Source organism: Flavobacterium sp. ST-158 (assembly GCF_058309975.1).
Genome location: NZ_JBZEEN010000003.1, coordinates 323,835 through 348,106 on the forward strand (window position 1 = coordinate 323,835; position 24,272 = coordinate 348,106).

Consider the following 24,272-nt stretch of genomic DNA (forward strand, 5'->3'; position numbering starts at 1 on the left):
TACTGTCTGACTTTGATAACTTTTTTAAAGTTAGATTTTAAAAGAAAAAGTTATGAAGAGTAGCAAAAAAATACTGATTAGCATATCCTTAATTTTAATTTTTATAATTATTGTTTTAACAGTCTTACAATTGTATGCAAAAAAATACGCAAAGGATTTGATTGCAGAAAAAATCCCTTCAAATTATGTGTTGAAGTATTCTGATTTAGATATTAATATTGCATTGGGTAATTTAAGTTTGCATGATGTAGTATTGAAGATAAAAAACAAAGAAAATTTTCAAGACTATGCCGATTTAAAAACCCAAACCTTAGCATTAAACGGTATTGGTTATTGGGATTTAGTTTTTCATAAAACACTTTCGATAAAGACTGTTTTAGTACAAAATTCAAAACTTCATTACTACCCCTACAAACATAAAGCATCAAAACAAATAAAAAAGAATACCGAAGATAGCCAATTACAAACGCTAAATATTCGAAAAATAGTTGTTAAAAAAGGAAGTCTAGAGGTTATGAGAAAAAGTACCGATAGCATTAAAATGGCTGTTTCTTCTTTTAATTTGACTGTCTTGGAGAGCAAAATAGATTTGAAATCTACACAGAAATTACCGCTGGTTTATGGTCGTTTTCAACTCAATGTTCAAAAAATAGTGGTAGACAATAGTTATTATGACAGGCTTAAAGTCGATTCTCTTTCGGCAAATAATGAGACGGCAAACTTGACTAATTTTCAAATTATTCCTAAGTATTCTAAAAAAGAACTTTCAACGCATTTAAAGAAAGAACGCGATTATATTAGTTTGAAAATTCCACATATTATTTTTAAAAAAATAGGTTTTAGTTTAGAAAAACCACGATTAGCAATTTCAACAAATTCGGTTGAATTAGTAAAACCTAATCTTGAAATTTATAGAGATAAATTAATAACAGATGATTTGAGTATAAAATCACTGTACAGCAAGTCTTTGAGAAATATATCATTTGATATCGATGTAAATCAGATAAAAATTAAAAAGGGCTACATTTCTTATGCGGAATTAGTGGAACAAGATAAGAAGGCGGGCAAGTTGTTTTTTGATGAGGTCGATGCAACTGTATATCATATTTCTAATTTGAAAAATGCTAAAAAAACCGAAATTGAAGTCCAATCGAAACTTATGGGAACAGCACCATTAACATTAAATTGGAATTTTAATGTAAATAATAGTACCGATGCGTTTAGTGTTACAGGTTCGCTAAGTAATTTAGAAGCCACGGTTTTAAATCCCTTTTTTAAACCTAATTTAAATGCACTGGCAGAAGGAACATTACAGCAAATGTATTTTAGTTTTTATGGTGATAATAGAAAGTCTCAAGGAGAAATAAAAATGAAATATGAGGATTTTAATTTCATAATACTACGCAAGAATACTAATAAAATAAACAAATTTTTAACTGCCGTAGGAAATATTTTTGTACGCAGTCATTCTAAAACCGATCCAAAAGATTTTCGCTCTGGAGATATAAAAGCAGAAAGGGATGCTACTAAATCTTTTTTTAATTACTTATGGATTAATCTAAAAAGCGGTATAATAAGTACCCTTACAGGGAATGGTAAAAAATCAGAATCATAAATAATTCCTGTATAAAAGGATCATTTTAGCTACTAATTATTTTAGATTTTATTCCAATTTTAAATAAGCAATGGTAATTATGTAAGCATTCTAAAATATATTATAATGAGTTAAATACGAATCAATTGCATCTTTGTTATATAGAAATAATAAAAAATTCAATTGTTATGAAAAATAAAATCGAATCATTTATTACCTACTTATTTGTAATGTTATTCATGGCTATTCAGCGCTTCAGTCCACTATATAATCTATTCATTTATTAAAGTAAAAACTCTTAGCTTATGAGTAAAGAATGATACCAGCTGGATATTATAAAAAACGATTAATATAAATTATCAATTTAAAAATTAAGAAATATGAAAACAAGTAATGCAATTATCGGAATGTTAGGTGGAGTTGCTGTAGGTACAGCTTTAGGAATTTTATTTGCTCCAGACAAAGGAGAAAATACTCGAAAAAAAATAGCCAAAAAAAGCGGTGATACAAAGGAATCAATTAAAAACTATATAAGTGATGTTTTGGGAAATGTAGTTGAAAAATGTGAATCTATGCTCAATAAAGCTGATGAATTAGTTACAGAAACTAAAGATGATTTGAATACGGTAAAGAAAAAAGTTAATAATTAAATTAATTAAAAATGGACATTACAAAAGACATAGAATTACTGTATGAAAAAGCTAAAGATTATGCAGATACTAATATTGAATTAATAAAACTGAATTCAATTGATAAAATTGCAGATGTTTTGTCTTCACTGGTATCAAGAATAGTCATATTCATGTTTATTGTAATGTTCATTTTACTTGTAAACATTGCATTAAGCTTGTATTTGGGAGAGTTGTTTGGTAAAGATTATTTAGGTTACGCAGTAGTAGCGGTTATGTATCTGATATTAATTATAGTGATTAATTATTACAGAGATAAATTAATAAAAATGCCATTGACTAATTTGGTTATAGCAAAATTATTAAAAACAAAATCAATGTCTAAAAAAAATAAAGATGAACAAGATGACATCCTATAAAAATCAAAATATAGTGTTAGATGAAGCTATTGCTCGCTTAGAGTTGGAAAGAGACATAAAATGGAATGAATTAAAAAATCAATTGGATGTTACTTTTCAAAGTATGAAACCAATTCATTTATTAAACGGAGTGTTAGAAGATATTAAAGAATTTCCAGAGGTAAAGTCTAATTTACTCCAACTTGCTTTAAGTTTTGCAGGAGGTTATTTGTCTAAAAAAATAGTATTTGGTAAATCTAAATCTACTTTCAAGAAAATTTTAGGTTCTCTAGTGCAATACGGTATAACCAATTTTATTTCTAAAAAAGTAAACTCTAATCAATAAACTACTATGAATAAATGCACTAAAATTTTAACTGTATGCTGTATTTTGATATTTTCAACTGTCAGCGCTCAAATGATTTCCAATGATTATGAACGCAATTTTAAATATGGAGTGGGGCTCAATGTCGGTTTGCCATTTAGTAAACCTTACAGTTTTAATGTTGGTGGAGATTTTAGAGTTCAGTATAATATTTCAGAAACCTATTCTATAAGCTTTACAACAGGTTACAACAATTTATTTGTAAAAGAGAATGCGCCCAGTTTTGGATATATTCCTGTAAAAGTGGGATATAAATCATTTATTTTTAATAATGAATTTTACGTAATGAGTGAAATAGGAGGAGCCTTTTCTACTACTAAAGATTATAAACAAAATTCGATGTTGTTCTCTCCGAGTCTTGGTTATGCAGCCAAAAATTTAGATATTAGTTTGCGATATGAATTTTTAAAAGATTTTTCAGTTATTAAAAATAATGATGAAAAAGAAGTTTTAGGTCAAATAATGGTTCGCGTAGCTTATGGATTTAGTTTATAAGTTAGCTTTTTTTAGCACTTAAAATAAAGCAGAACAATTAGATATAAAAATAGTTCAAAATCAATGTTTATTTTGTTGTAATAAATGATCGAATAAAGTCTAATTTAAATAAAATGAGCCCGATAAAATATCGAACTCATCATTATAAAATTAGTTGTAAATTTTTCCAAACTCTTGCGTTCAGTTTAATGAAACGGTTTTTTTATACTTTGTTTAGCCATTCATTTTAAATAATCCTTTATAGTTTTGCCAGTGGCTATAAATTAAAAATATGTTACCTAGAAAAACAGCAATGGCTATTGGTAAGTCGTGCGGATTTAAGAAGTAATTAATTAGTAGAATATTGATGATTACCGGAAAAATCATGATATTGGCTAGTGTAGTAAATTTTCCTGAAATAAAGGATAAACCACATAAAAATTCCACAGTTTTAGCTAATGGCATTAAATAGGTTGAAGCAATTAGACCTACTTGAAAAGCTTTAAAATCACCTGTAGAAGTAGGTTCTGGATTGGAGAGTACAAAATAGCTAATAGAAGTGCAAAGGAATGTGGCTCCCATTAACGTACGAATAATTAGGGTTGCGATTTTCATGATATATTAGGTTTTATGGGTTAACAAATCAAAAAAATTCTAGCGGTTCAGCACTTTCATTGTTAGTAAAAACTCTCCCTAGTAACCGTTTCAAACAAATAAAGAAACATTTCTATATTAAAAAACTATTGGTAATGTTGTATTTCTCTTCTGTTGTATTGTAAATTTACAAAAAATTGAACTGATTTTTCTTATATTAAAGAAAAATTATTCATTAAATTGTTAATTTAATAATCAGTTTGTTGTTCAGTTTCTAAATAATACTGAAAGCGTTGTTGTTGTTTTCTCTTATTTAATAAATTATAATTCTCAAAAACCAATAAAAAATAAGTCCTATTTTTATTGTAATTTTACCCTTTAAAATTTTACTTTGAGAACATCCTTTAAACAAGATACAACGCATCTCGTCGATATCAAGAAACAACTTTTATTGTGGTCGCAGCAATTTCGAGAAGTGACTTTTATGGACAGCAATCAGTACCATCAGGAGTATTCTAGCTACGATTGGATTTTGGCTGTTGACGCTTTTACTTCAATAAAAACCGATTATTTTAATGCTTTTGAAGATTTAAAACAATACCAGCAATCTATTCAAGATTGGATTTTTGGCTATTTGTCTTATGATTTAAAAAACGATACAGAAGCACTGACCTCAAAGAATTACGATGGCTTAGGTTTTCCAGATTTGTTTTTTTACCAACCTAAAAAGCTTTTTTTATCCAAAGGAAATGAGATGGAAATTCGTTATTTGCATTTTTGCGATGATGAATTCGAAGTCGATTGGCAGGAAATTCAATCAATCATTACGGACTTTGAAACGCAGACTCCAAATGTTGCTGTTAAACAACGTATTTCAGCAGAATCCTATCTGGAAAAGGTCTCTAAAATGTTGGAACATATTCATCATGGAAATTTGTATGAAGCTAATTTTTGTATGGAATTTTATGCTGAAAATGCTCAAATTGATCCTTTAGAAACTTTTTTAAAACTCAATAAAATTTCTAAACCGCCTTTTGCCGTTTATTTTAAAAATCACAAGCAATTTTTATTGTCAGCATCTCCAGAACGCTATTTAAAGAAAGAAGGAGATGTGCTTATATCGCAACCAATAAAAGGAACTGCTAAACGTTTTTCGAATTCGGTTGAAGATGAAAAGTCTAAAAACGAGTTAGCAACTAATGCAAAAGAACGATCCGAAAATATTATGATAACCGATTTGGTTCGAAACGATTTGTCGCATACAGCTCAAAAGGGTTCGGTGCAAGTTACGGAGTTGTGCGGCATTTATTCGTTCTTGCAAGTGCATCAAATGATTTCAACTGTTACTTCAAAATTAGACTCACAATATACTGCCATTGATGCTTTAAGACATACTTTTCCAATGGGAAGTATGACTGGCGCACCAAAGATTTCGGTAATGAAAATTATTGAAGAACTCGAAGAAACCAAAAGAGGTTTGTACAGTGGAGCAGTAGGTTATTTTACACCAGAAGGCGATTTTGATTTTAATGTGGTTATCCGAAGTATTTTGTACAATCAGGAAAATAAGTATTTGTCTTTTTCGGTAGGAAGTGCCATTACTTCGCTTTCTGTTCCTGAAAATGAATATCAGGAATGTTTGCTAAAAGCCAAAGCGATGTTTGAAGTTTTAAAATAATTCTAATTCTTAGTCCATGCTCGAAAAACTCAAAAAACATATTGATCAAAATTTTCCTTTTTTAGAAAAAAGTAAATTGCTTTTGGCTACAAGCGGAGGAATTGATAGCATGGTTATGGTTCATTTATTACATCAAATGAATTATTCTATTGCTTTGGTACATTGTAATTTTCAACTAAGAGGTTTGGAGAGTTTTGGAGATCAAAATTTTATACAAGATTATGCAAATGCTAATGAAATTCCGTTGTTTTTTACGCAGTTTGATACCGAAGCTTTTGCAAATGATTTTAAACTCTCAACTCAAATTGCTGCTCGAGAATTGCGTTACAATTGGTTTTACGAATTGCTGGAAACGGAGCATTACGATTATGTTTTAACCGCACATCATGCCGATGATAATATAGAAACCTTTTTAATCAACTTGAGTCGTGGGACTGGATTAGAAGGTTTGATTGGGATTCCGGCTCAAAATGATAAAATTATTCGTCCGCTTTTGCCTTTTACAAGAGAAGAAATTCTGGAATATGCTAAAGAAAATAACATTCAATGGCGGGAAGATAGCAGCAATGCTTCGGATAAATATTTGCGCAATAAAATCAGACATCATCTGGTTCCATTGTTGAAAGATTTGAATCCGCAGTTTATGGATTCTTTTCAAAAAACACAGTCGTATTTAAGAGAATCTCAGGAATTAGTTGATGATGCTGCCATAATGGTGTATCAGCAAGTAGCAAAAGAAATTGATGGAACCATTATTTTCGACTTAAAGGAACTACTAAGATTACCTAATTATAAGTCCTATTTGTACCAATGGTTGCATGAATTTGGTTTTACGGCTTGGGATGATGTCTATGCTTTGGTAGAAAGTCAATCAGGAAAAAAGATTTATTCATCAGAATACCGTTTGTTGAAAGACAGAGAAGTATTGATTTTAAGTCCGATAATTGGTGAAACCGCTAATGAGCAGTATTTTATTAAAAAGGATGTTAGAGAAGTTAATATTCCCTTAAATCTTGCTTTTTGTAAAGCAGACGACATTTTAGATGCTTCAAATTCAATTATATTTGTTGATGAAGATAAGTTAGCGTATCCATTAGTTTTAAAACGCTGGGATGAAGGCGATTCTTTTCAGCCTTTTGGAATGAATGGGAAATCTAAAAAGCTGAGTAAACTTTTTAAAGACGAGAAATTATCTTTATTAGAAAAAGAAAATTGTTGGGTTCTTTGGTCTGGAAATCAAATTGTATGGGTTGTTGGTATCCGACAAGACGAACGATTTAGGATCGATCATTCAACAAAAAATATTTTAAAAATAGCATTGCAATAATGAAAAAATTACTATTTATTCTTACCGCTTTTTTGGTCTTTACCAATGTGAATTCTCAAATTTTAGATCCAGTTAAGTGGACTACTAAAATCGAACAAAAGTCAGAAGGCGTTTTTGTATTGACATTTAATGCAGTAATTGAAAAAGAGTGGCACATGTATTCGCAGTTTACACCAGATGGAGGACCGCTGCCAATGGAGGTTATTTTTAAAAATCAGGCTGGGAATTATAGTTTAATTGGCAAAGCCAAAGAAAGTAAAACCAGAACGGCATATAATGATATTTTTGAGGTAAACGAAACTTTTTTTGAAGGGAAAGCTCAGATTCAGCAAGAAATTAAATTGACGAATCCTAAGTTAAATAAGGTTGAAGTAGAACTTAATTATCAAGCCTGTAAGGAAGTGTGCCTCAATTTAGTAAAGAAATTTATTTTTCAAATACCAACTTCGGCTAAAATAGCTGTTGCAACTGTTAAGAAAGATAGTGTTCCAACAAAGCAGATTGAAAATAAAGTGGTTGTTGATACTATAAAAACCGACTCAGTTGCTCCAACTTTAGGTGCAAGTAATGTTGTTGAAGTAGATGAAAAAACAGCTTTAGAAACTACTCCAGAAAAAGCACCAAGAAGTATTTGGTCTATTTTTATCATTGCTTTTTTATCTGGTTTTGCAGCTTTATTGACTCCTTGTGTTTTTCCTATGATACCAATGACGGTTAGTTTTTTTACCAAGCAAAGTAAAACCCGCTCCAAAGGAATTAGAAATGCAATTATTTATGGTATTTCTATAATTGTAATTTATGTGTTATTAGGGATTCTAGTAACATGGATTTTTGGTGCAGATGCCTTGAATGCTTTGTCTACTAACATTTGGTTCAATCTATTGTTCTTTGTATTACTAGTTGTTTTTGCAGCTTCATTTTTGGGAGCTTTCGAAATTATGCTGCCTAATTCTTGGGCAAATAAAGTAGATAGTCAGGCCGATAGAGGCGGGATTGTTGGGATTTTGTTTATGGCTTTGGCTTTAGCAATTGTTTCGTTTTCTTGTACAGGACCTATCGTTGGAACTTTATTAGTGGAAGCAGCTTCTAATGGTGGAATAGCACCAATTATAGGAATGTTTGGTTTTTCATTGGCCTTAGCCTTACCATTTATGCTTTTTGCACTATTTCCAGGTTGGTTAAATTCATTACCAAAATCGGGCGGTTGGCTGAATACTGTTAAGGTATTTTTAGGGTTTTTAGAATTGGCTTTGGCTTTTAAATTTTTATCGAATGCCGATTTGGTTTTACAATTACATCTGTTAGAAAGAGAAGTTTTTATCGCCATTTGGATTGCTATTTTTGGAGCCTTAGCATTGTATTTATTTGGTAAAATTACGTTGCCACACGATAGTCCGCTACCACATATTTCAGTTGGAAGACTGCTGTTAGGATTGTTAGTACTTACTTTTACGATTTATTTAATTCCAGGACTTTGGGGTGCTCCTTTGAAAATCATCAATGCTTTTCCGCCTCCTATGGAATATAGCGAAAGTCCAATGGGATTGAGTGTTTCTGGAAGAAAAGTGGCTAATGTTGATTTACCAGAAGGCGCAAAACTGGGACCTCATGGTTTGGTAGTTTTTGATAATTATCAAAATGGTTTGGCTTACGCCAAAAAAGTAAACAAACCCATTATGCTTGATTTTACAGGATATGCTTGTGTAAACTGTCGCAAAATGGAAAATAACGTTTGGTCGGATGCGAAGGTGTTGCCTATTTTGAATGATCAGATTGTTTTAATCTCACTTTATGTAGATGATAAAAGAAAATTACCCAAAGAACAACAATTTGTTTCGCCAAGTACAGGATCGGAAATTGTAACGATAGGCGATAAGTGGACTGATTTTATGATTTCTAAATATAAAACCAATACACAGCCGTTGTATGTTTTAACGGATTTAGAAGGAAATAGTTTAAATGCCGAAAAACCAACTATTAGTTATGTTGGTGTTGATGAATACTATAATTGGTTAAAAACTGGAATTGCAAATTTTAAATAAGATTTATTTTGGCATGCTCCGCAAAGTCTCTGACTTTGTGGATGCTTTTGTCAGTCTGTGACTGACATATAAATTAAACAATCCAAAATAAAATCGGTTGGAAGTCGAAAATCATTACCTCAAAGTAAGAGACTTTGCGGAGCATTATTGGTTAATCTGTATTCAAAAATCTATATAATCACCCCAGCCAGCCATCACGGTCTAAACTTCGGTATTGAATGGCTTCGGCAATGTGATTGGAAACAACTTCTTCGGATGCTTCTAAATCAGCAATAGTGCGTGCTACTTTTAAAATTCTATCATAAGCTCGGGCAGAAAGATTCAAGCGTTCCATAGCGTTTTTTAATAAGTTTTTAGAAGCTTCGTCAAGAGCGCAATATTCCCGAATGTGTTTGGTATTCATTTGTGCATTATAATGAATGTTGTCCATTTTCTCAAATCTTTCCGATTGGATTTCGCGTGCAGCAGTCACTCTTTTTCGGATGGTTACGCTGTTTTCTGCTTTTTGATTGTCGGATAATTTTTCGAAAGGAACAGGGGTTACTTCAATATGGATGTCAATTCGGTCTAATAATGGCCCGGAAATCTTGCTCAAATAGCGTTGCATTTCATAAGGTGAAGCGGTTTGTGCTCCATTGGGATCGTTGAAAAAACCACTCGGACTCGGATTCATACTGGCTACCAACATAAACGAAGAAGGATAGGTTACGGTGAATTTAGCTCTGGAAATAGTAACTTCTCGGTCTTCCAGAGGTTGGCGCATCACTTCGAGCACATCGCGTTTGAATTCGGGTAACTCATCCAAAAATAAGACTCCATTGTGTGCCATTGAAATTTCTCCCGGTTGTGGGTAACTGCCACCGCCGACTAATGCCACATTTGAAATGGTGTGATGTGGAGATCTAAAAGGACGTTGATTCATTAATCCTACTTCTTTTAATTTTCCGGCAACACTATGAATTTTGGTAGTTTCTAAGGCTTCGTGCAAGGTCATAGGAGGAAGGATACTTGGTAAACGCTTGGCAAGCATTGTTTTTCCTGCTCCGGGAGGACCAATGAGAATAATATTATGTCCGCCAGCAGCAGCAATTTCCATACATCTTTTAATACTTTCTTGTCCTTTGACATCGGAAAAATCAAATTCAGGAAAGTCTAAATCTTTGTAAAATTCAGCTCTTGTATCAATTTTTGTGGGTTCTAGATTTCCTTTTCCTTCAAAGAAATCAATCACTTCTTGAACGTTTTCAATTCCGTAAACATCTAAATCTTTTACAATGGCGGCTTCTTTAACATTGTGTTTTGGAAGAAAAAAGCCTTTGAAACCTTCTTCTTTGGCTTTAATAGCAATGGGTAAAGCTCCTTTTATAGGTTGTAAACTTCCGTCAAGTGACAATTCACCCATGATGATGTATTTCTCTATATCATCGCCTTTTATTTGACCGGAAGCCACAAGAATTCCTAGAGCCAGAGTTAGGTCATAAGCTGAACCTTCTTTGCGTAAATCGGCAGGAGCCATGTTGATGGTTATTTTCTTTCCAGGCAACATATAGCCATTATTTTTTAAGGCTGCGGCAATTCTGTAACTACTTTCTTTGATGGCGTTGTCAGGTAAGCCTACTAAATGATAACCAATTCCTTTGTCTATATTGACTTCAACAGTAATTGTAGTAGCTTCTACTCCAAAAACAGCACTTCCATATACTTTTATTAACATAATAAAATAGTGTTAGGTACTACAATGAACTTAGGGGTATTGTCTTTTTAGATGTCAAATAGGGAATTGCAATCCAATTTTATTTTTAACATCTTCAACTATTTGAATTAACTCCAAACTATTTTTGTGAGACCATAGTTGGCTTTCTATGTTGTTGTTTCTAAGGCATTCATGGCATTCTTCAATTTCATAAGTGTATCCCATGCCTTTGGTTGGTAAATCGTATTTGATTTCGGTATTATCTTTTATTAATGTATAGGATTCGGCCATGTGCCAAGTGGGATTCAAATTAATTTGCCCTTCTGTACCGCTTATTGTTGCTTTCATTTCAGAATTAGTTGTAATTCCAGTATACAGAACTGCCTGCGCATTTTTGTAATTCAAAATCATAGCTGTTTGGCTATCTACACCAGAAGTATGAAAATTTGATTTTGCCAAAATACTATCTGGAACTCCCAAAATTGTATAGGCTAAAAACAACGGATAAACACCGATGTCCATTAAGGCACCGCCTCCTAGTTTTAAATCAAACAATCGGTTTTTTTCTTTTTCATTGGCGTTAAAAGCAAAATCAGCATTGAGGTAGCGCACTTCGCCAATTTCTCCCTGTTTTATTTTGGCGAAAGCCGCTCTAAAAGAAGGGTTGAATCTTGTCCAAAAAGCTTCCATGAAAAATTTATTATACTTTTTTGAAGCGGCAATCATTTTTTCGGCATCTTGATAGTGCAAAGCAATTGGCTTTTCGCACAATACATGTTTGTTATTTTCTAAAGCCAATAGAGATAGTTCAGCGTGAGAATTATGGGGTGTTGCTATATATAGAATGTCAATTGTATTGTCATGAATAATAGCTTCGTAGCTATCATAAGCCTTAGGGCATTGATGTGTTTGAGCAAAAGATGTCGCATTGTCTTTGTTTCTAGAGGCAACAGCTACAAGTTCAGCACCTTCAACCATTTTTAATTCTTTGGCAAATTGATGTGCAATTCTTCCAAGTCCAATAATTCCCCATTTGATAGTATTGTTGTTTGTCATGATAAAAGTGGCTTTAAGTATACTCTTAATTTAGTTGAGAGTTAATTTTTAAAAATAATTAAATTTTAGTTACAAAACTATTTTTGTTGTATTATTTTTATGACAATACAACATTTGAAAGTAAAGTCTAGTACTAGAAGAATGTATTTATTTTGAAACTTTTTTAGAGTTGTTGTAAATCTTGTAGAAATAGAATTATCAAAAAAGTACTGGTTTTTAGCTACTTTTTCTTATATTTGCCAATATTTATTTGATTTTAGGGATAAAAAAATAAATTTTTGTCCAAAAAAAGCTTAGCTGTTTCCGATTTCAAATTCTTGGAATCAACGATAAAATCATTCTTTTTTGCAGTTCGCTGCATCTTTTGGCCTCTTGGAAAAATTCCATTATCAGGCATTAAATAATCTTGAAAATTAAAAAAAATGCACATAATTGATTATGCAATCTTTTTTGTTTATATGCTAGCTATGCTAGGAGTTGGACTTTATTTCTTTAATAAAAACAAAACCGCCGAAGATTTTTATGTAAGTGGGAGAAGCATGAGTTCCTGGCATATTGGATTGTCTGTTGTAGCAACTGATGTTGGGGGAGGATTTTCAATAGGATTGGGAGGTCTTGGATTTACAATGGGATTATCGGGTTCCTGGATGCTTTTTACTGGGGTTTTAGGTGCCTGGTTGAGTGCAGTTTTTTTGATTCCAACGATTAGTAGGTTAGGGCATCACTATAAATTTTTCACGTTTCCTCAAATATTTAGTCATTTTTACAATGCTAAAGTGGCTTTTTTAGCTGGAATTATTTCTGCAATTGGTTATATAGGATTCACCAGTTCGCAGGTTTTGGCTGGAGCCAAATTAGCTTCAGCAACTATTAAAGGGTTGGATATTCAAACAGCATTGATTGTTATGGGAGTAATTGCGGTGGCTTATACTTCAATTGGAGGTTTAAAAGCAGTTATTTATACCGATACTATTCAATGGTTGGTATTGATTAGCGGTTTGGTTTTTATCGGAATCCCAGTGGCTTACCATGCGGTAGGTGGTTATGATGCTATAAAAAGTAGTTTAGCTCCAGAGTATTTATCGCTAACGAATGTTTCTGGATATCAAATTATAAATTGGTCCATAACCATTATTCCCATTTGGTTTGTGGGGATGACTTTATACCAAAGAATTTATGCCAGTAAAGGTGAAAAAGAAGCTAAAAAAGCTTGGCTGATTGCAGGTGTTTTTGAATGGCCAATAATGGCATTTATGGGGGTAATTCTTGGAATGCTTGCTAAAGTTGCTGCAAATCAAGGAATGTTTGTAGGTATTACCGATGCAGCCAGCATGGATAGTGAGATGGGATTGCCTGTTTTGCTAGCTACAATTCTTCCTGTTGGTTTAATGGGGTTGATGTTGTCTTCTTATTTTTCGGCGATACTTTCTACTGCCGATAGCTGTTTGATGGCGGCTTCGGGAAATATTGTAACTGACATTATAAGCAAATTTGCTAAAAACAAATTGACACATAAAAAAGAGTTGCAGTTATCACAAATAGTAACTTTACTTGTAGGTTTATTTGCTATTTTATTAGCATCCCAAATGCAAAATGTATTAGAACTGATGCTGTATTCTTATGCCTTTATGGTTTCAGGGTTGTTTATCCCTGTTTTGGGGGCATTGTTTTGGAAAAAAAGTCATCCTAAAGCGGCTTTTTGGAGTATGCTTTTGGGTGGTGGAACCACGATTTTTTTAATCGTTTCTCAAAATAAATTGCCTTTTGGCATACAACTTTCAGAGAATTTGGACGCTAATATATATGGAATAAGTGTTTCACTTCTTCTATTTGTTTTCATATCAATTTATCATAATAACAAACAACTAAAAAATGGACTTCAAACAAATTAATCATAGCACAGGAGAAGATACAATCTATAGCAATCAAGTTATTGCTGAATTTCTTTATACACATTTAGAAGAATATGGGGATAAGGTTGAAGATATTTTAAAATGTATTGCTTATGTCATGAATCCACACAAAGGAGGAAATATTATTGTTGGTATAGATGATAAAAAAATTGTAGGAGTAGTGATTTTGAATAATACAGGTATGAAAGGTTTTATACCTGAAAACATATTGGTTTATATTGCCGTTGATAATAGTCAACGTGGAAAAGGCTATGGAAAAAGTTTGATGCAAAAAGCGATTTCGATTGCCGATGGAGATATTGCATTGCATGTAGAACCCGATAATCCGGCTAAAAAGCTGTATGAAAAACTTGGATTTACCAATAAATACTTGGAAATGCGTCTCATCAAATAGTTCAAAATGGAATATTTTAATCAATATTTGGATCGACTGGTCTCGTTGCGTAAAGAGTTGCATCAATATCCTGAGATTTCAGGAAAAGAAGTAACCACCGCACAGCGAATTTTGTCTTTTTTAGAACAATTTCCTCCTGATGAAATAATTAGCAATTTAGGAAATACTGGAATTGCAGCTTTTTACAAAGCTAAAAAATCAGGTAAAAAAGTGTTGTTTAGAGCCGAATTAGATGCTTTAGCCATAGAGGAAGATAAAAAAAGAACACATCATTCGCTCAATGAAGGAGTTTCGCATAAATGTGGGCATGACGGACATATGACTATTTTATGCGGTTTGGCAATCCAATTGCATTATGAAAGACCAAAAACGGGGACGGTAATTTTGTTGTTTCAACCGGCAGAAGAAGATGGAAGTGGTGCACAAAAAGTGATTGCAGACGAAAAATTTTCAATACTAAAACCCGATTATGTTTTTGCCTTACACAACTTACCCGGATATACCAGCAATCAAATTGTAGTTAAAAACAATACATTTAGTTGCGCCGTTAGCAGTATGATTATTCAATTTAAAGGGATTGTAGCTCATGCTGCTGAACCTGAAAACGGTGTAAATCCAGCATTAGCAATAGCCTCTATTGTTTCAGAGTTCAATCAATACATTCAACCTCAAATAGTTCAAAAAGATTATTGTTTGATTACTCCAATTTATATTCAAATGGGAGAAAAGGCTTATGGCGTTTCGGCTGGTGCAGGCGAAGTCCATTTTACTGTTAGAAGTGATAGTAATGCAAGAATGAAGCACATTTCCAAACTATTAGAAGAAAAAGTAAAAAATATAGCTGCTACCAACCAATTAGAATGTACTATAGACTGGATTCAAACCTTTCAAGCCAATGAGAATAATCCAAAGATGGTTGATTGTGTTCGAAAAGCAGCTCAAAATTATCATTTAGAGTTACAAGAAAAAGAGACTCCTTTTACTTGGGGAGAAGATTTTGGCTTGTTTACCCAAAAATATCCGGGCGCTATGTTTGGTATTGGTTCCGGTACAGAAACCGCTGCGCTTCATCATCCTGATTACGATTTTCCAGATGATATAATACCTACAGGAATCCGTGTATTTTATAATATAAGTAAACAAATTACAAATGCAAACTAATTCCATTATAGAGTTGAGCCGTGCGGCTTATCAAAAAAATATAGATTTTCTAAAACAGCTTTTTGGAAAGAAAATTATACTTTCTTCTGTTGTCAAAGGAAATGCTTATGGGCATGGAATTGCCGAATTTGTTGTTATGGCATCAGCATGTGGAGTCAATCATTTTTCTGTTTTTGACGCAGATGAAGCCCGACAAGTTAAAGCGGCATTAGAACGTAAAGTTCCTATTATGATTATGGGATTTGTATCTGACGAAGATTTAGAATGGATTATCAATAACGAGATTGAGTTTTTTGTTTTTGATAAAAAAAGGCTGATGAGTGCTTGTAAAATGGCTCGAAAACTTAAAAAGAAAGCAATTATTCATGTTGAAATTGAAACCGGAATGAATAGAACCGGTTTTGGAAAAAGCGAATTGAATGATGTAATTGCTATTTTGAAAAAAGAAAATGAACAACTTGTTTTTAAAGGACTTTGTACACATTATGCCGGAGCCGAAAGTATTGCTAATTATTATAGAGTAGCAAATCAAATTAAACGTTTTGAAGAAATACGCCAGTATTTATCCGAAAAAGAATTGAAACCAGAAATAATACATTCGGCTTGTTCAGCGGCTTCGATAATGTTTCCTGAAACCAGAATGAATTTAGTACGAATTGGAATTATGCAATATGGTTTATGGCCCAGTCAGGAGGTTTTTATCACTTATTTGAATTCTAAAAAAATAAAAACAGATCCTTTGCATCGCATTATTACTTGGAAGAGTGCAATAATGAGTATTAAAAAGGTAAAAACTGCTGAATTTATAGGTTATGGAACGAGTTTTATGGCTAAGAAAAATATGAAAATTGCTGTAATTCCTATTGGTTATGCTCACGGATATAGTAGGTCGTTGAGTAATCATGGTCGGGTACTTATTCAAGGACAACGCTGTATGGTTGTAGGTTTGGTAACAATGAATATGGTAGCAGTTGATGTGACTGATATTGAAAATGTTAAAAAAAATGACGAAGTGGTGTTGATAGGAAACCAAGAACAACTAGCTATATCTATTGCCTCTTTTAGTGATTATAGTAATCAATTGAATTATGAATTATTAACCAGGATTTCAAAAACAATTCCAAGAAAAATTATAGACTAATGGCATTTGTAAAATTATATAGAGAAAAATTAAAAGAGAATTATCAATTCTTAGATGCTATTTTTAAATCCAGAAATATTCAATGGGGAGTAGTCTCTAAGATGTTGTGTGGAAACGAAATTTACCTTAAAGAAATTATTGCTTTAGGAGTCAATGAAATTCACGATTCGAGAGCGAGTAATCTAAAAAAAATAAAATCGCTAAATCCTGATATCCAAACTGTATATATAAAACCACCAGCTAAAAGAAGTATTGAAAGCATTGTTCGTTATGCCGATGTAAGTTTTAATACTGAAATATATACGATTCAATTACTTTCTAAAGAAGCTCAAAAGCAAAATAAGGTTCATAAAATCATTATTATGATTGAAATGGGAGATTTGCGTGAAGGTGTCATGGGAGAGGAGTTAGTAGAATTTTATGGAAATGTACTAAGGTTACCAAATATTGAGATTCGTGGTATTGGAACCAATTTGAATTGTTTGAGCGGGGTTATGCCAACTCAGGATAAATTGATACAATTGAGTTTGTACAAACAATTGATTGAAGCCAAATTTAATATTGAGATTCCGTGGGTATCAGGAGGAACTTCTGTAGCTGTGCCTTTGATTTTAAAGAATGCACGACCTATGGCGGTAAATCATTTTAGAATTGGAGAAGCCTTATTTTTTGGAAAAGACTTATTTACTGGTGAAACCATTGAAGGCATGCACAATGATGTTTTTAAATTGTACACTGAAATTATTGAGATTACCGAAAAACCGGATACACCAACTGGAGAATTGGGTGAAAATGTATCTGGTAATACCTTTTCGATGGAGCAAACGGAGGATTTTAGTAGTACTTCATTGAGGGCTATATTAGATATTGGTCTGTTAGATATGCAGCCTCAGTACATTAGTCCCGAAGATGAGGATATTACTATTATTGATGCCAGTTCGGATATGTTAGTCATCGATATTAGTCATTCTAAAAAGAAGTATAAAATTGGTGATTTGGTTTCTTTTAATTTAAAATATATGGGAGCTCTTTATTTATTAAATTCGGATTATATTGAAAAAACGATTGGTTAAAGCTTTTTTGAATTGCGAAATAGCAAGGTTTATAGGTTTTTTCTGTAAATTAAATTAATGAAATCGTATAAAAAGTAGTTTTTTATTAATTGAAATTTAATAAATCGTTATTTTTTGAACTTATAATGATTCTTAACCTTAAAATTTTAGGGGGTAAACTATATAAATGATAAAAATGAAAATATTTAGGGGTATTTTTAATGGGGGGTATTCTTAGTTTTATATTTTTGTCAAAAAATTTAAACCCACAAAAAGAATGAGAAAAATAAGTTTAAGTGTAATTATGATTGCATTGTTAATCGTTACACTATTTTCTAGTTTTATTTTAACTGGAAATCCAGTTCCTTCTGAAACTGTTGCATTTGATACCGGTGATACAGCTTGGATGATTGTTGCTACAGCATTAGTTTTAATCATGACTCCTGGATTAGGTTTCTTTTACGGAGGTATGGTTGGTAAAAAAAATGTCATCAGTACGATGTTGCAAAGTTTTATGGCAATGATTATTGTAACAGTGTTATGGATTGTAATTGGATTTAGTTTGTCTTTTGGAACTAGTATTGGTGGAATTATTGGAGATCCAACAACTTACCCTATGTTTCAAGGAGTAGGAACTCACACTGCCTGGAGCTTAGCACCTACAATTCCATTTATGTTATTTGCTTTGTTTCAAGCTAAGTTCGCAATCATTACCCCTGCTTTAATTACAGGAGCTTTTGCCGAAAGAATTCGTTTTTGGGCTTATATGTTATTCATGGTATTGTTTATTTTATTGATATATGCTCCATTGTGTCACATGACTTGGCATCCTGATGGATTGTTTTTCCAAATGGGAGTATTAGATTTTGCAGGAGGTACTGTAGTGCACATGAGTGCAGGATGGGCTGCTCTTGCTGGAGCAATGTTCTTAGGAAAAAGAAAAGTTCAAAAAGTAAATCCAGCTCGTATTACTTATGTTTTATTAGGAACAGGTTTATTATGGTTTGGATGGTTTGGTTTCAACGCTGGTTCAGCTTTGGGATCTAATGACTTAGCAGTTCAAGCCTTAGGAACAACTACTGTTGCTGCTGCTGCTGCTGGTATGGCTTGGGTATTTATGGATAAAATTTTAGGTCATAAATTATCGGCTATGGGTGCTTGTATTGGTACAGTTGTAGGTTTAGTAGCTATTACTCCTGCTGCTGGATTTGTAAGTTTACCACATGCTATCTTTATCGGATTATTTAGTAGTCTTGTAAGTAATTTTATGGTTAGCAAATTTCCAAAAGGAAGAATTGATGATGCTTTAGATGTATTTGCGTGTCACGGTGTTGGTGGTATGGTAGGTATGTTGTTAACTGGAGTTTTTGCTTCTAAAGAAGTAAATCCAGCGGTTACTGATCAAGGACTTATCTTTGGAGAATCGACTTTATTTATTCATCAATTTACAGCATTGATTATTGTATCAGTATTTGCTTTTGTGAGTTCTTATGCTTTATTTTTCATCGTAAATAAAATCACTCCTTTAAGAGTTACTGAAGACAAAGAAGAATTAGGATTAGATATCTCTCAACACGGAGAGTATTTGTAATTACTACTTTAGAAATAAGAATAAAACAAAAAAGCTTAGTTGGAGTCAACTAAGCTTTTTTTTGTTTTATAAAAAAACAATTAATACAATCCTAATTCTTCAAAAGTAGTTCCTTGTTTGATGTCACCTGATTTATATCCTTTCATAAACCAATATTTACGTTGTTCAGAAGTTCCATGAGTAAAAGATTCAGGAACAATGTGCCCTTGCATTTTGGCTTGAATAGCATCATCACCCACGGCATGAGCAGCACTTAAAGCTTCGTCAATATCACCTTCTTCAAGCATATTATTCATTTCTTGATTGTAATGTGTCCAAACTCCCGCATAAAAATCGGCTTGAAGTTCTAGCGCAACAGATAATTTATTGGCTTCAGCCTTAGATTTTCCTTGTTGCATTTTTCTCATTTTAGCTGATGTTCCCAGTAAGGTTTGTACATGATGACCTATTTCATGTGCAATAACATAAGCGGTAGCAAAATCTCCTCCTTTTGCTCCAAACCTTGTTTTTAGTTCTTCAAAAAAGGTCAAATCCATATAGACTTTTTGGTCTCCTGGACAATAAAAAGGGCCTGAATCTGAAGTTGCGTTTCCACAAGCTGTTTGAACTGCACCACTAAATAAGACAATAGTTGGTTTTTTGTATTGTAAATTGTTTTCTTCAAATATTTTAGACCATACATCTTCATTATCGGCTAGAATTGTTTTTACAAAGGCTTGTTCTTCTAATTCTTCTTTTGTTAAGTCTCTTTGTTCTGTAGTTGCTTGGTTTTGCCCTTGGTTAAATTGTTCTAATACAGGAGCTATCATTTGTCCATTTTCACCTCCAAAGACATTTAATAATAAAATGATAATTCCAAGGATTCCACCGCCTACAATTGTTTTTCCTCCGGAGGACATTCCTCTGCGATCGTCAACATTGTTACTTTGTCTTCTACCTTTCCATTTCATAATAGTGTGTTTTTAGTTACTCTTTAGTTTACCCATTTTCTCAGGGTTTTTTCAATAATTCCTTTTACGATAGGTTTCGAAATATAGTCATTCATTTCCATTTCGAGACATTTGTTTTTTTCTTCTTTTTCCGTACCAGCAGTAATTGCTATGATTGGTACATCTTTACCAGACTTTAATTTTCTAATAATTTGACTAGCTTCATAACCATTCATTATCGGCATTTGAATATCCATAAAAATAATATCCGGAAGAATTTCTTCAAACTGTTCTGTTGCTTCAAGTCCGTTTGAAGCTTCAAAAATGATAGCACCAGGCAGACAGTTTTTTAATATGGTTTTGAGTAATAACATATTTATTTTATTATCCTCAACCAGTAATATTTTTATGTTTTCTAACTTAGGATTGATGTTTACTAAATTAATATTATCCGAAATAAAAGTATTTTTTTCTTGAAGTTTATCTTCTATTAATTGGTTGTTTGTTTTTAAATCGATATCAAAATAAAAGCAACTTCCTTTTCCTATTTCACTTTTAAGTTTTAAACGGCTGTCCATTAGATTTAAAAGTTTATTCGAAATAGTTAACCCTAATCCTGTTCCACCAAATTTTTTGGTGGTTGAACTATCTTCCTGTGAAAAAGCTTTAAATATTTTTTTCTGATTATGTTCTGCTATACCGATTCCTGTATCAATTACTGAAAAACGAATTTTTGTTTGCGAATCGTTTAAAATTTCTTTTACACTTATTTCTAATTTCACACTCCCTATTTCGGTGAATTTAACGGCATTAGACAAAAGGTTCATCAATACTTGTTTGATTCTAACAATGTCTATCCAAAAATAATGAGGCACATTTTTATGAATATTCAATGCTAATGCTAAGTTTTTTTGATTAGCTTCATATTGAATTAAATCGATAACTTGAGTCATTAATTCATTAACAGCTTGTTTTTCTATGTGGAGTTCGAGTTTACCGGCTTCAATTTTTGAAAAATCCAAAATATCATTTACAATTTCTAGTAGAGTATGAGCTGATTGGTTAACGGTAATCATGTGTTTTTCCTGAATATCATCCAGTTTTGTTTTCATTAATAAATCAGTAAAACCAATAATTCCATTTAGAGGTGTTCTTATTTCGTGACTCATATTGGCTAAGAATTCCGATTTAGCTTTGTTAGCTGTTTCAGCATATTCTTTTTCCTTTATTGCTTTCTCAACATCTTTACGTTTACTGATGTCAAGCATAATACCTTCAATGTATTTAATTTCCCCGTTTTTAACTACCGTATCAATAAATTCATCAATCCAAACAATTTCTTTGTTTTTGTTGATAATGCGATAACTAAGATGAAAAGCTTTTTGCTGGGATAATTTTTGAGCCGATTTGTTTAGCGTTTTTTCTACATCTTCTGGGTGTATTAAATCTTTAAATCGGATTCTTTTTTCTAAGAAATCTTCTTTTGGATATCCGGTTAGTTTTTCAATTTCATCGTTTAGATATATTTTGCTGTAATTTTCGTCATTTTCTGAAAGATAAACTGTTCCAGGGATGTTGTTGGCTAATAATCGAAATTTTTCTTCACTTTCAAATACGGCAATTTCAGTTTCAATTCGTTCGATTGAAGAGCCAATATTCATAGTTAATGTTTGTAAAATTCGAACTTCATCCTCGGCCCAAATACGATCTTCATCTAAATCATTTAAACCTAAAAAACCATGAAATTTATTTTTGACAAATATGGGTAAAAGAATAATTGAGCCTGTTTTTAAGGCTTTCAATTTTTGTTTTAAACTATCACTTTTTATTTTTGAAAGCGTATTACAATAGATTTTATTTTCGACTAATGGGGGTAATAATTCTTCAAAAAAGGGGTAAGGGAGGTTTTGATAGGCAGGATTTATTGGAGTTAATTCTTCAAAACCATCAGTCCAGCGGTATTTTTGACTAATCGTTTCGTTGTCAGGATTATTTTGGTAATAAAAACTGCGATAGGATTTGGTGGCTTTTCCAATAATAATAAGTACATCTGTAAAAACCTGATCGATATTTTTTACATTCAAAAAGCGTTCGGTACATAAGTTCATTGCTGTAAGCAAATCACTTTTATAGGTTAGTTTTTGTTCTACTTCAAGTCTTTTTTTAGACTCGAATGCTATAGCAATACTATCGGAAATTGCCCTTGAAAAGTTAATGTCTTCATTGTCCCATTGCTTAATAGTATCGGTAGTTTCTATACAAACCAATCCAACTAATTCACCATTGATAAAAACAGGTGTTTTTATAACAGAATAGATTTGGTTTTCTTCCGGAGTGGAATCAGGATATAATTCCCTGGCTATGGAGTTGTTTTTGACATTGGAAGCGACTAAAGGGGTTTTGTTTTCAATTGATAAAAAGAAGTTTGGATATTGCTCTTTGGATAAAACCATGCCACTTGCAAATTCATTTTTTTTCAAATCATAGGCTTGAAGACAACTAATTTTATCCTCCATATATTCCCAATAACTAGCCCTGTTAGCTTCTATAGTTGTGGTAGTATTTTCTAGAATTGATTTTAACTTGTTTTCTAATGTTTCGTCTGTAGAATAACTTTTGGCATTTAAGTTTTTTAAACTTTCCGTATATTTTTTGTTCTTTTCATTTCTTTTTTGTTTTTCAAAATCAATGTTTTTAATAAAAGTAATATCGCGGGCAATGCTGGAATAACCAGTTGTTTTTCCTAAATCATTGCGGCTAATCATTACCTTTTGAGCTACCCAGATCGTTTCTCCATTTTTTTTTAGGTAAGGGATTTCTAATTCAGGGAACTCTAATGTGTTTTCGGGATTGTTTTTGTAAAATGTATCTAGAATAGCGATGTAATCTTTTCGAATAAAGCTAGCAAAATGGTGGTTTAAAATTTCCTTTTCTGTATAACCTAAAGTCATTAGCGTGTAATTGTTAACAAAAACAATGTTACCTTTTAAATCAATTTCATAAATAAAATCCTGTGCATTTTGAATTAGGTTTTTGTATTGATTTTGTATTTGGATCTCATTGGTAATATCCTGACCAATACCAATAATTAAATCCTCAGAAAATTGTTTGTTTTTCCATTGAATGAATTTGAATTCTCCGTTTTTGCATTTTAGTTTTCTAACAAATATTTTGTCGTTTATTTGACTTTCAAATGATTCAGTTGCTGTTTTTTCAGGATTATCGGTTAATTGATAATAACCAAAACCCATAACTTCTTCGACTGAATAGCCCAAAATAGATTTGACATTTTCACTGCAAAAAACAATTTTATTGTTTCTGTTTTTTGCCATAATCAGCGAATTACCTTTATTGATGATTTGGTTGTTAAACTGAAATTTATCATTCAAATCCTGAAGAGACATATGCCGAATGTAATTGATAAAAACAACTATTAAAGTGTAATTGAAAATTACGGTTACTCTGTTTAGGGGTGCCAGTTTTAATAGAGAAATACTAATAAGAAATGCAAATACAAAAAAGATAAAGAACCAATATAGTTTGTGTGGTTTTAAGGTGGTGTAAGAAAAATAAATAAAGAGTAAAAAACTTAAAAAAGGAATATTATCGCTACTTAATTGAACAACATTTCTACACACATTGAGAAAGGCAACAAAGAATACAACTCGGAATATTTTTTTAATATTTTGAAAAACAAAATCAGATTTTGTACTAATATAAGCAATAGCCATCAGAACAAAAGAAATGCTTAAATTGGTTATTAACATGCTTTTGGGTCTTAACTTAAAAAACTCAAAAGTTAATTCTAAGATAAAGACAATGAGTCCTAGAAATAAAAAATAGAGCTGAAATTCTTTTTTCTCTGAGTTTTCAGGGGTATAATTTTTAATGAATTTATTACCAATAGTATATTTTATTTTATGGAACTTATAAATCAATAAAAAAATACCCAAAAATATAAAAGGAACAATGGTTCGATAAAGGTTTTTATCGATGGGCAATTGATCCATGATGTCAAACATGTTAATAGACGAAAAATTTGCTGTACCTCCAAAATTATTATTTATGAGCATTTGCAACAAAAAACTACGGATTAGTATCATTTTTCCAGGGGTTAAAAGCTAATTTTTTTTAAAAAATTTCAGACTGTGAAATTATGTTAAAAATAGCAATATTTGAAGGAAAAACGCACAGTAATTACAAAAAACAGCAATAAAAAGC

General features: G+C 32.0%; 19 protein-coding genes. 14 read left to right on the plus strand and 5 right to left on the minus strand.

Annotated features, from left to right (window positions below):
* Positions 1–52: 52 nt before the first annotated feature.
* The 5 genes from AC4FRF_RS07240 (at position 53) to AC4FRF_RS07260 (ending at position 3,501) form a co-directional block, all read left to right on the plus strand.
* The gene (locus AC4FRF_RS07240) at positions 53–1,615 is read left to right on the plus strand and encodes a hypothetical protein (RefSeq protein ID WP_491158821.1); all 1,563 of its coding nucleotides are present in this window, start codon (positions 53–55) and stop codon (positions 1,613–1,615) included.
* 359 nt (positions 1,616–1,974) lie between these two features.
* Positions 1,975–2,244: a YtxH domain-containing protein gene (locus AC4FRF_RS07245; RefSeq protein WP_491158822.1), complete on the plus strand. Its 270-nt coding sequence runs from the start codon at positions 1,975–1,977 to the stop codon at positions 2,242–2,244.
* Positions 2,245–2,255: 11 nt separating this feature from the next.
* On the plus strand, positions 2,256–2,642 hold the full coding sequence (locus AC4FRF_RS07250; RefSeq protein ID WP_491158823.1) for a hypothetical protein: 387 nt from the start codon (positions 2,256–2,258) through the stop codon (positions 2,640–2,642).
* Positions 2,620–2,967, plus strand: coding sequence for a hypothetical protein (locus tag AC4FRF_RS07255; RefSeq protein ID WP_491158824.1), 348 nt, complete (start codon positions 2,620–2,622; stop codon positions 2,965–2,967). Before AC4FRF_RS07250 ends, AC4FRF_RS07255 begins: the two co-directional genes overlap by 23 nt.
* A 72-nt stretch (positions 2,968–3,039) precedes the next feature.
* Positions 3,040–3,501: a hypothetical protein gene (locus AC4FRF_RS07260; protein WP_491158825.1), complete on the plus strand. Its 462-nt coding sequence runs from the start codon at positions 3,040–3,042 to the stop codon at positions 3,499–3,501.
* 213 nt (positions 3,502–3,714) lie between these two features.
* Here the strand turns inward: AC4FRF_RS07260 and AC4FRF_RS07265 are convergent, their stop codons facing one another.
* Positions 3,715–4,095, minus strand: a complete 381-nt coding sequence (locus AC4FRF_RS07265; RefSeq protein WP_491158826.1) for a DoxX family membrane protein — start codon at positions 4,093–4,095, stop codon at positions 3,715–3,717.
* Between the two features lie 370 nt (positions 4,096–4,465).
* On the opposite strand from AC4FRF_RS07265, the gene AC4FRF_RS07270 reads away from it, so the two are divergent.
* The 3 genes from AC4FRF_RS07270 to AC4FRF_RS07280 are packed head-to-tail and all read left to right on the plus strand — an operon-like array spanning position 4,466 to position 9,121.
* Positions 4,466–5,752 carry an anthranilate synthase component I family protein gene (locus AC4FRF_RS07270; RefSeq protein ID WP_491158827.1) on the plus strand — a complete coding sequence of 429 codons (1,287 nt, stop codon included), beginning with the start codon at positions 4,466–4,468 and terminating at the stop codon, positions 5,750–5,752.
* A 16-nt stretch (positions 5,753–5,768) separates the two neighbouring features.
* Entirely contained in the window at positions 5,769–7,079 is a 1,311-nt protein-coding gene (gene tilS / locus AC4FRF_RS07275; RefSeq protein WP_491158828.1) for a tRNA lysidine(34) synthetase TilS, read from the plus strand.
* Positions 7,079–9,121 (plus strand): protein-disulfide reductase DsbD family protein, encoded by a 2,043-nt coding sequence (locus tag AC4FRF_RS07280; RefSeq protein WP_491158829.1) that lies wholly within the window; start codon positions 7,079–7,081, stop codon positions 9,119–9,121. The genes tilS and AC4FRF_RS07280 overlap by 1 nt, the downstream gene beginning before the upstream one ends.
* 178 nt (positions 9,122–9,299) lie before the next feature.
* Here AC4FRF_RS07280 and AC4FRF_RS07285 read toward each other — a convergent pair whose 3' ends face one another.
* Positions 9,300–10,835: a YifB family Mg chelatase-like AAA ATPase gene (locus tag AC4FRF_RS07285; RefSeq protein ID WP_491158830.1), complete on the minus strand. Its 1,536-nt coding sequence runs from the start codon at positions 10,833–10,835 to the stop codon at positions 9,300–9,302.
* Positions 10,836–10,889: 54 nt separating this feature from the next.
* Positions 10,890–11,870, minus strand: coding sequence for a Gfo/Idh/MocA family protein (locus AC4FRF_RS07290; RefSeq protein WP_491158831.1), 981 nt, complete (start codon positions 11,868–11,870; stop codon positions 10,890–10,892).
* A gap of 422 nt (positions 11,871–12,292) precedes the next feature.
* Here AC4FRF_RS07290 and AC4FRF_RS07295 point away from each other — a divergent pair, with 422 nt between their 5' ends.
* The 6 genes from AC4FRF_RS07295 (at position 12,293) to AC4FRF_RS07320 (ending at position 19,122) form a co-directional block, all read left to right on the plus strand.
* Positions 12,293–13,762, plus strand: a complete 1,470-nt coding sequence (locus tag AC4FRF_RS07295) for a sodium:solute symporter family protein (RefSeq protein ID WP_491158832.1) — start codon at positions 12,293–12,295, stop codon at positions 13,760–13,762.
* Positions 13,743–14,177, plus strand: a complete 435-nt coding sequence (locus AC4FRF_RS07300) for a GNAT family N-acetyltransferase (RefSeq protein ID WP_491158833.1) — start codon at positions 13,743–13,745, stop codon at positions 14,175–14,177. The genes AC4FRF_RS07295 and AC4FRF_RS07300 overlap by 20 nt, the downstream gene beginning before the upstream one ends.
* A gap of 6 nt (positions 14,178–14,183) precedes the next feature.
* Positions 14,184–15,338 carry an amidohydrolase gene (locus AC4FRF_RS07305; RefSeq protein ID WP_491158834.1) on the plus strand — a complete coding sequence of 385 codons (1,155 nt, stop codon included), beginning with the start codon at positions 14,184–14,186 and terminating at the stop codon, positions 15,336–15,338.
* Entirely contained in the window at positions 15,328–16,479 is a 1,152-nt protein-coding gene (gene alr, locus AC4FRF_RS07310) for an alanine racemase (protein ID WP_491158835.1), read from the plus strand. The genes AC4FRF_RS07305 and alr overlap by 11 nt, the downstream gene beginning before the upstream one ends.
* Positions 16,479–17,552: an alanine/ornithine racemase family PLP-dependent enzyme gene (locus AC4FRF_RS07315; RefSeq protein ID WP_491158836.1), complete on the plus strand. Its 1,074-nt coding sequence runs from the start codon at positions 16,479–16,481 to the stop codon at positions 17,550–17,552. Before alr ends, AC4FRF_RS07315 begins: the two co-directional genes overlap by 1 nt.
* 256 nt (positions 17,553–17,808) lie before the next feature.
* On the plus strand, positions 17,809–19,122 hold the full coding sequence (locus tag AC4FRF_RS07320; protein ID WP_491158837.1) for an ammonium transporter: 1,314 nt from the start codon (positions 17,809–17,811) through the stop codon (positions 19,120–19,122).
* 80 nt (positions 19,123–19,202) lie between these two features.
* On the opposite strand, the gene ypfJ is transcribed toward AC4FRF_RS07320, so the two are convergent.
* Both ypfJ and AC4FRF_RS07330 read right to left on the minus strand, forming a co-directional pair.
* A complete protein-coding gene (gene ypfJ, locus AC4FRF_RS07325) occupies positions 19,203–20,072 on the minus strand; it encodes a KPN_02809 family neutral zinc metallopeptidase (protein ID WP_491158838.1) in 870 nt (289 codons plus the stop codon).
* A gap of 23 nt (positions 20,073–20,095) precedes the next feature.
* On the minus strand, positions 20,096–24,154 hold the full coding sequence (locus tag AC4FRF_RS07330) for a PAS domain S-box protein (protein WP_491158839.1): 4,059 nt from the start codon (positions 24,152–24,154) through the stop codon (positions 20,096–20,098).
* Positions 24,155–24,272 lie beyond the last annotated feature (118 nt).

Coding starts and splice junctions, on each gene's coding strand:
- AC4FRF_RS07240 (WP_491158821.1), top strand. CDS start 53: ATGAAGAGTAGCAAAAAAATACTGATTAGCATATCCTTAATTTTAATT.
- AC4FRF_RS07245 (WP_491158822.1), top strand. CDS start 1,975: ATGAAAACAAGTAATGCAATTATCGGAATGTTAGGTGGAGTTGCTGTA.
- AC4FRF_RS07250 (WP_491158823.1), top strand. CDS start 2,256: ATGGACATTACAAAAGACATAGAATTACTGTATGAAAAAGCTAAAGAT.
- AC4FRF_RS07255 (WP_491158824.1), top strand. CDS start 2,620: ATGAACAAGATGACATCCTATAAAAATCAAAATATAGTGTTAGATGAA.
- AC4FRF_RS07260 (WP_491158825.1), top strand. CDS start 3,040: ATGATTTCCAATGATTATGAACGCAATTTTAAATATGGAGTGGGGCTC.
- AC4FRF_RS07265 (WP_491158826.1), bottom strand. CDS start 4,095: ATGAAAATCGCAACCCTAATTATTCGTACGTTAATGGGAGCCACATTC.
- tilS (WP_491158828.1), top strand. CDS start 5,769: ATGCTCGAAAAACTCAAAAAACATATTGATCAAAATTTTCCTTTTTTA.
- AC4FRF_RS07280 (WP_491158829.1), top strand. CDS start 7,079: ATGAAAAAATTACTATTTATTCTTACCGCTTTTTTGGTCTTTACCAAT.
- AC4FRF_RS07285 (WP_491158830.1), bottom strand. CDS start 10,835: ATGTTAATAAAAGTATATGGAAGTGCTGTTTTTGGAGTAGAAGCTACT.
- AC4FRF_RS07290 (WP_491158831.1), bottom strand. CDS start 11,870: ATGACAAACAACAATACTATCAAATGGGGAATTATTGGACTTGGAAGA.
- AC4FRF_RS07295 (WP_491158832.1), top strand. CDS start 12,293: ATGCACATAATTGATTATGCAATCTTTTTTGTTTATATGCTAGCTATG.
- AC4FRF_RS07300 (WP_491158833.1), top strand. CDS start 13,743: ATGGACTTCAAACAAATTAATCATAGCACAGGAGAAGATACAATCTAT.
- AC4FRF_RS07305 (WP_491158834.1), top strand. CDS start 14,184: ATGGAATATTTTAATCAATATTTGGATCGACTGGTCTCGTTGCGTAAA.
- alr (WP_491158835.1), top strand. CDS start 15,328: ATGCAAACTAATTCCATTATAGAGTTGAGCCGTGCGGCTTATCAAAAA.
- AC4FRF_RS07315 (WP_491158836.1), top strand. CDS start 16,479: ATGGCATTTGTAAAATTATATAGAGAAAAATTAAAAGAGAATTATCAA.
- AC4FRF_RS07320 (WP_491158837.1), top strand. CDS start 17,809: ATGAGAAAAATAAGTTTAAGTGTAATTATGATTGCATTGTTAATCGTT.
- ypfJ (WP_491158838.1), bottom strand. CDS start 20,072: ATGAAATGGAAAGGTAGAAGACAAAGTAACAATGTTGACGATCGCAGA.
- AC4FRF_RS07330 (WP_491158839.1), bottom strand. CDS start 24,154: ATGATACTAATCCGTAGTTTTTTGTTGCAAATGCTCATAAATAATAAT.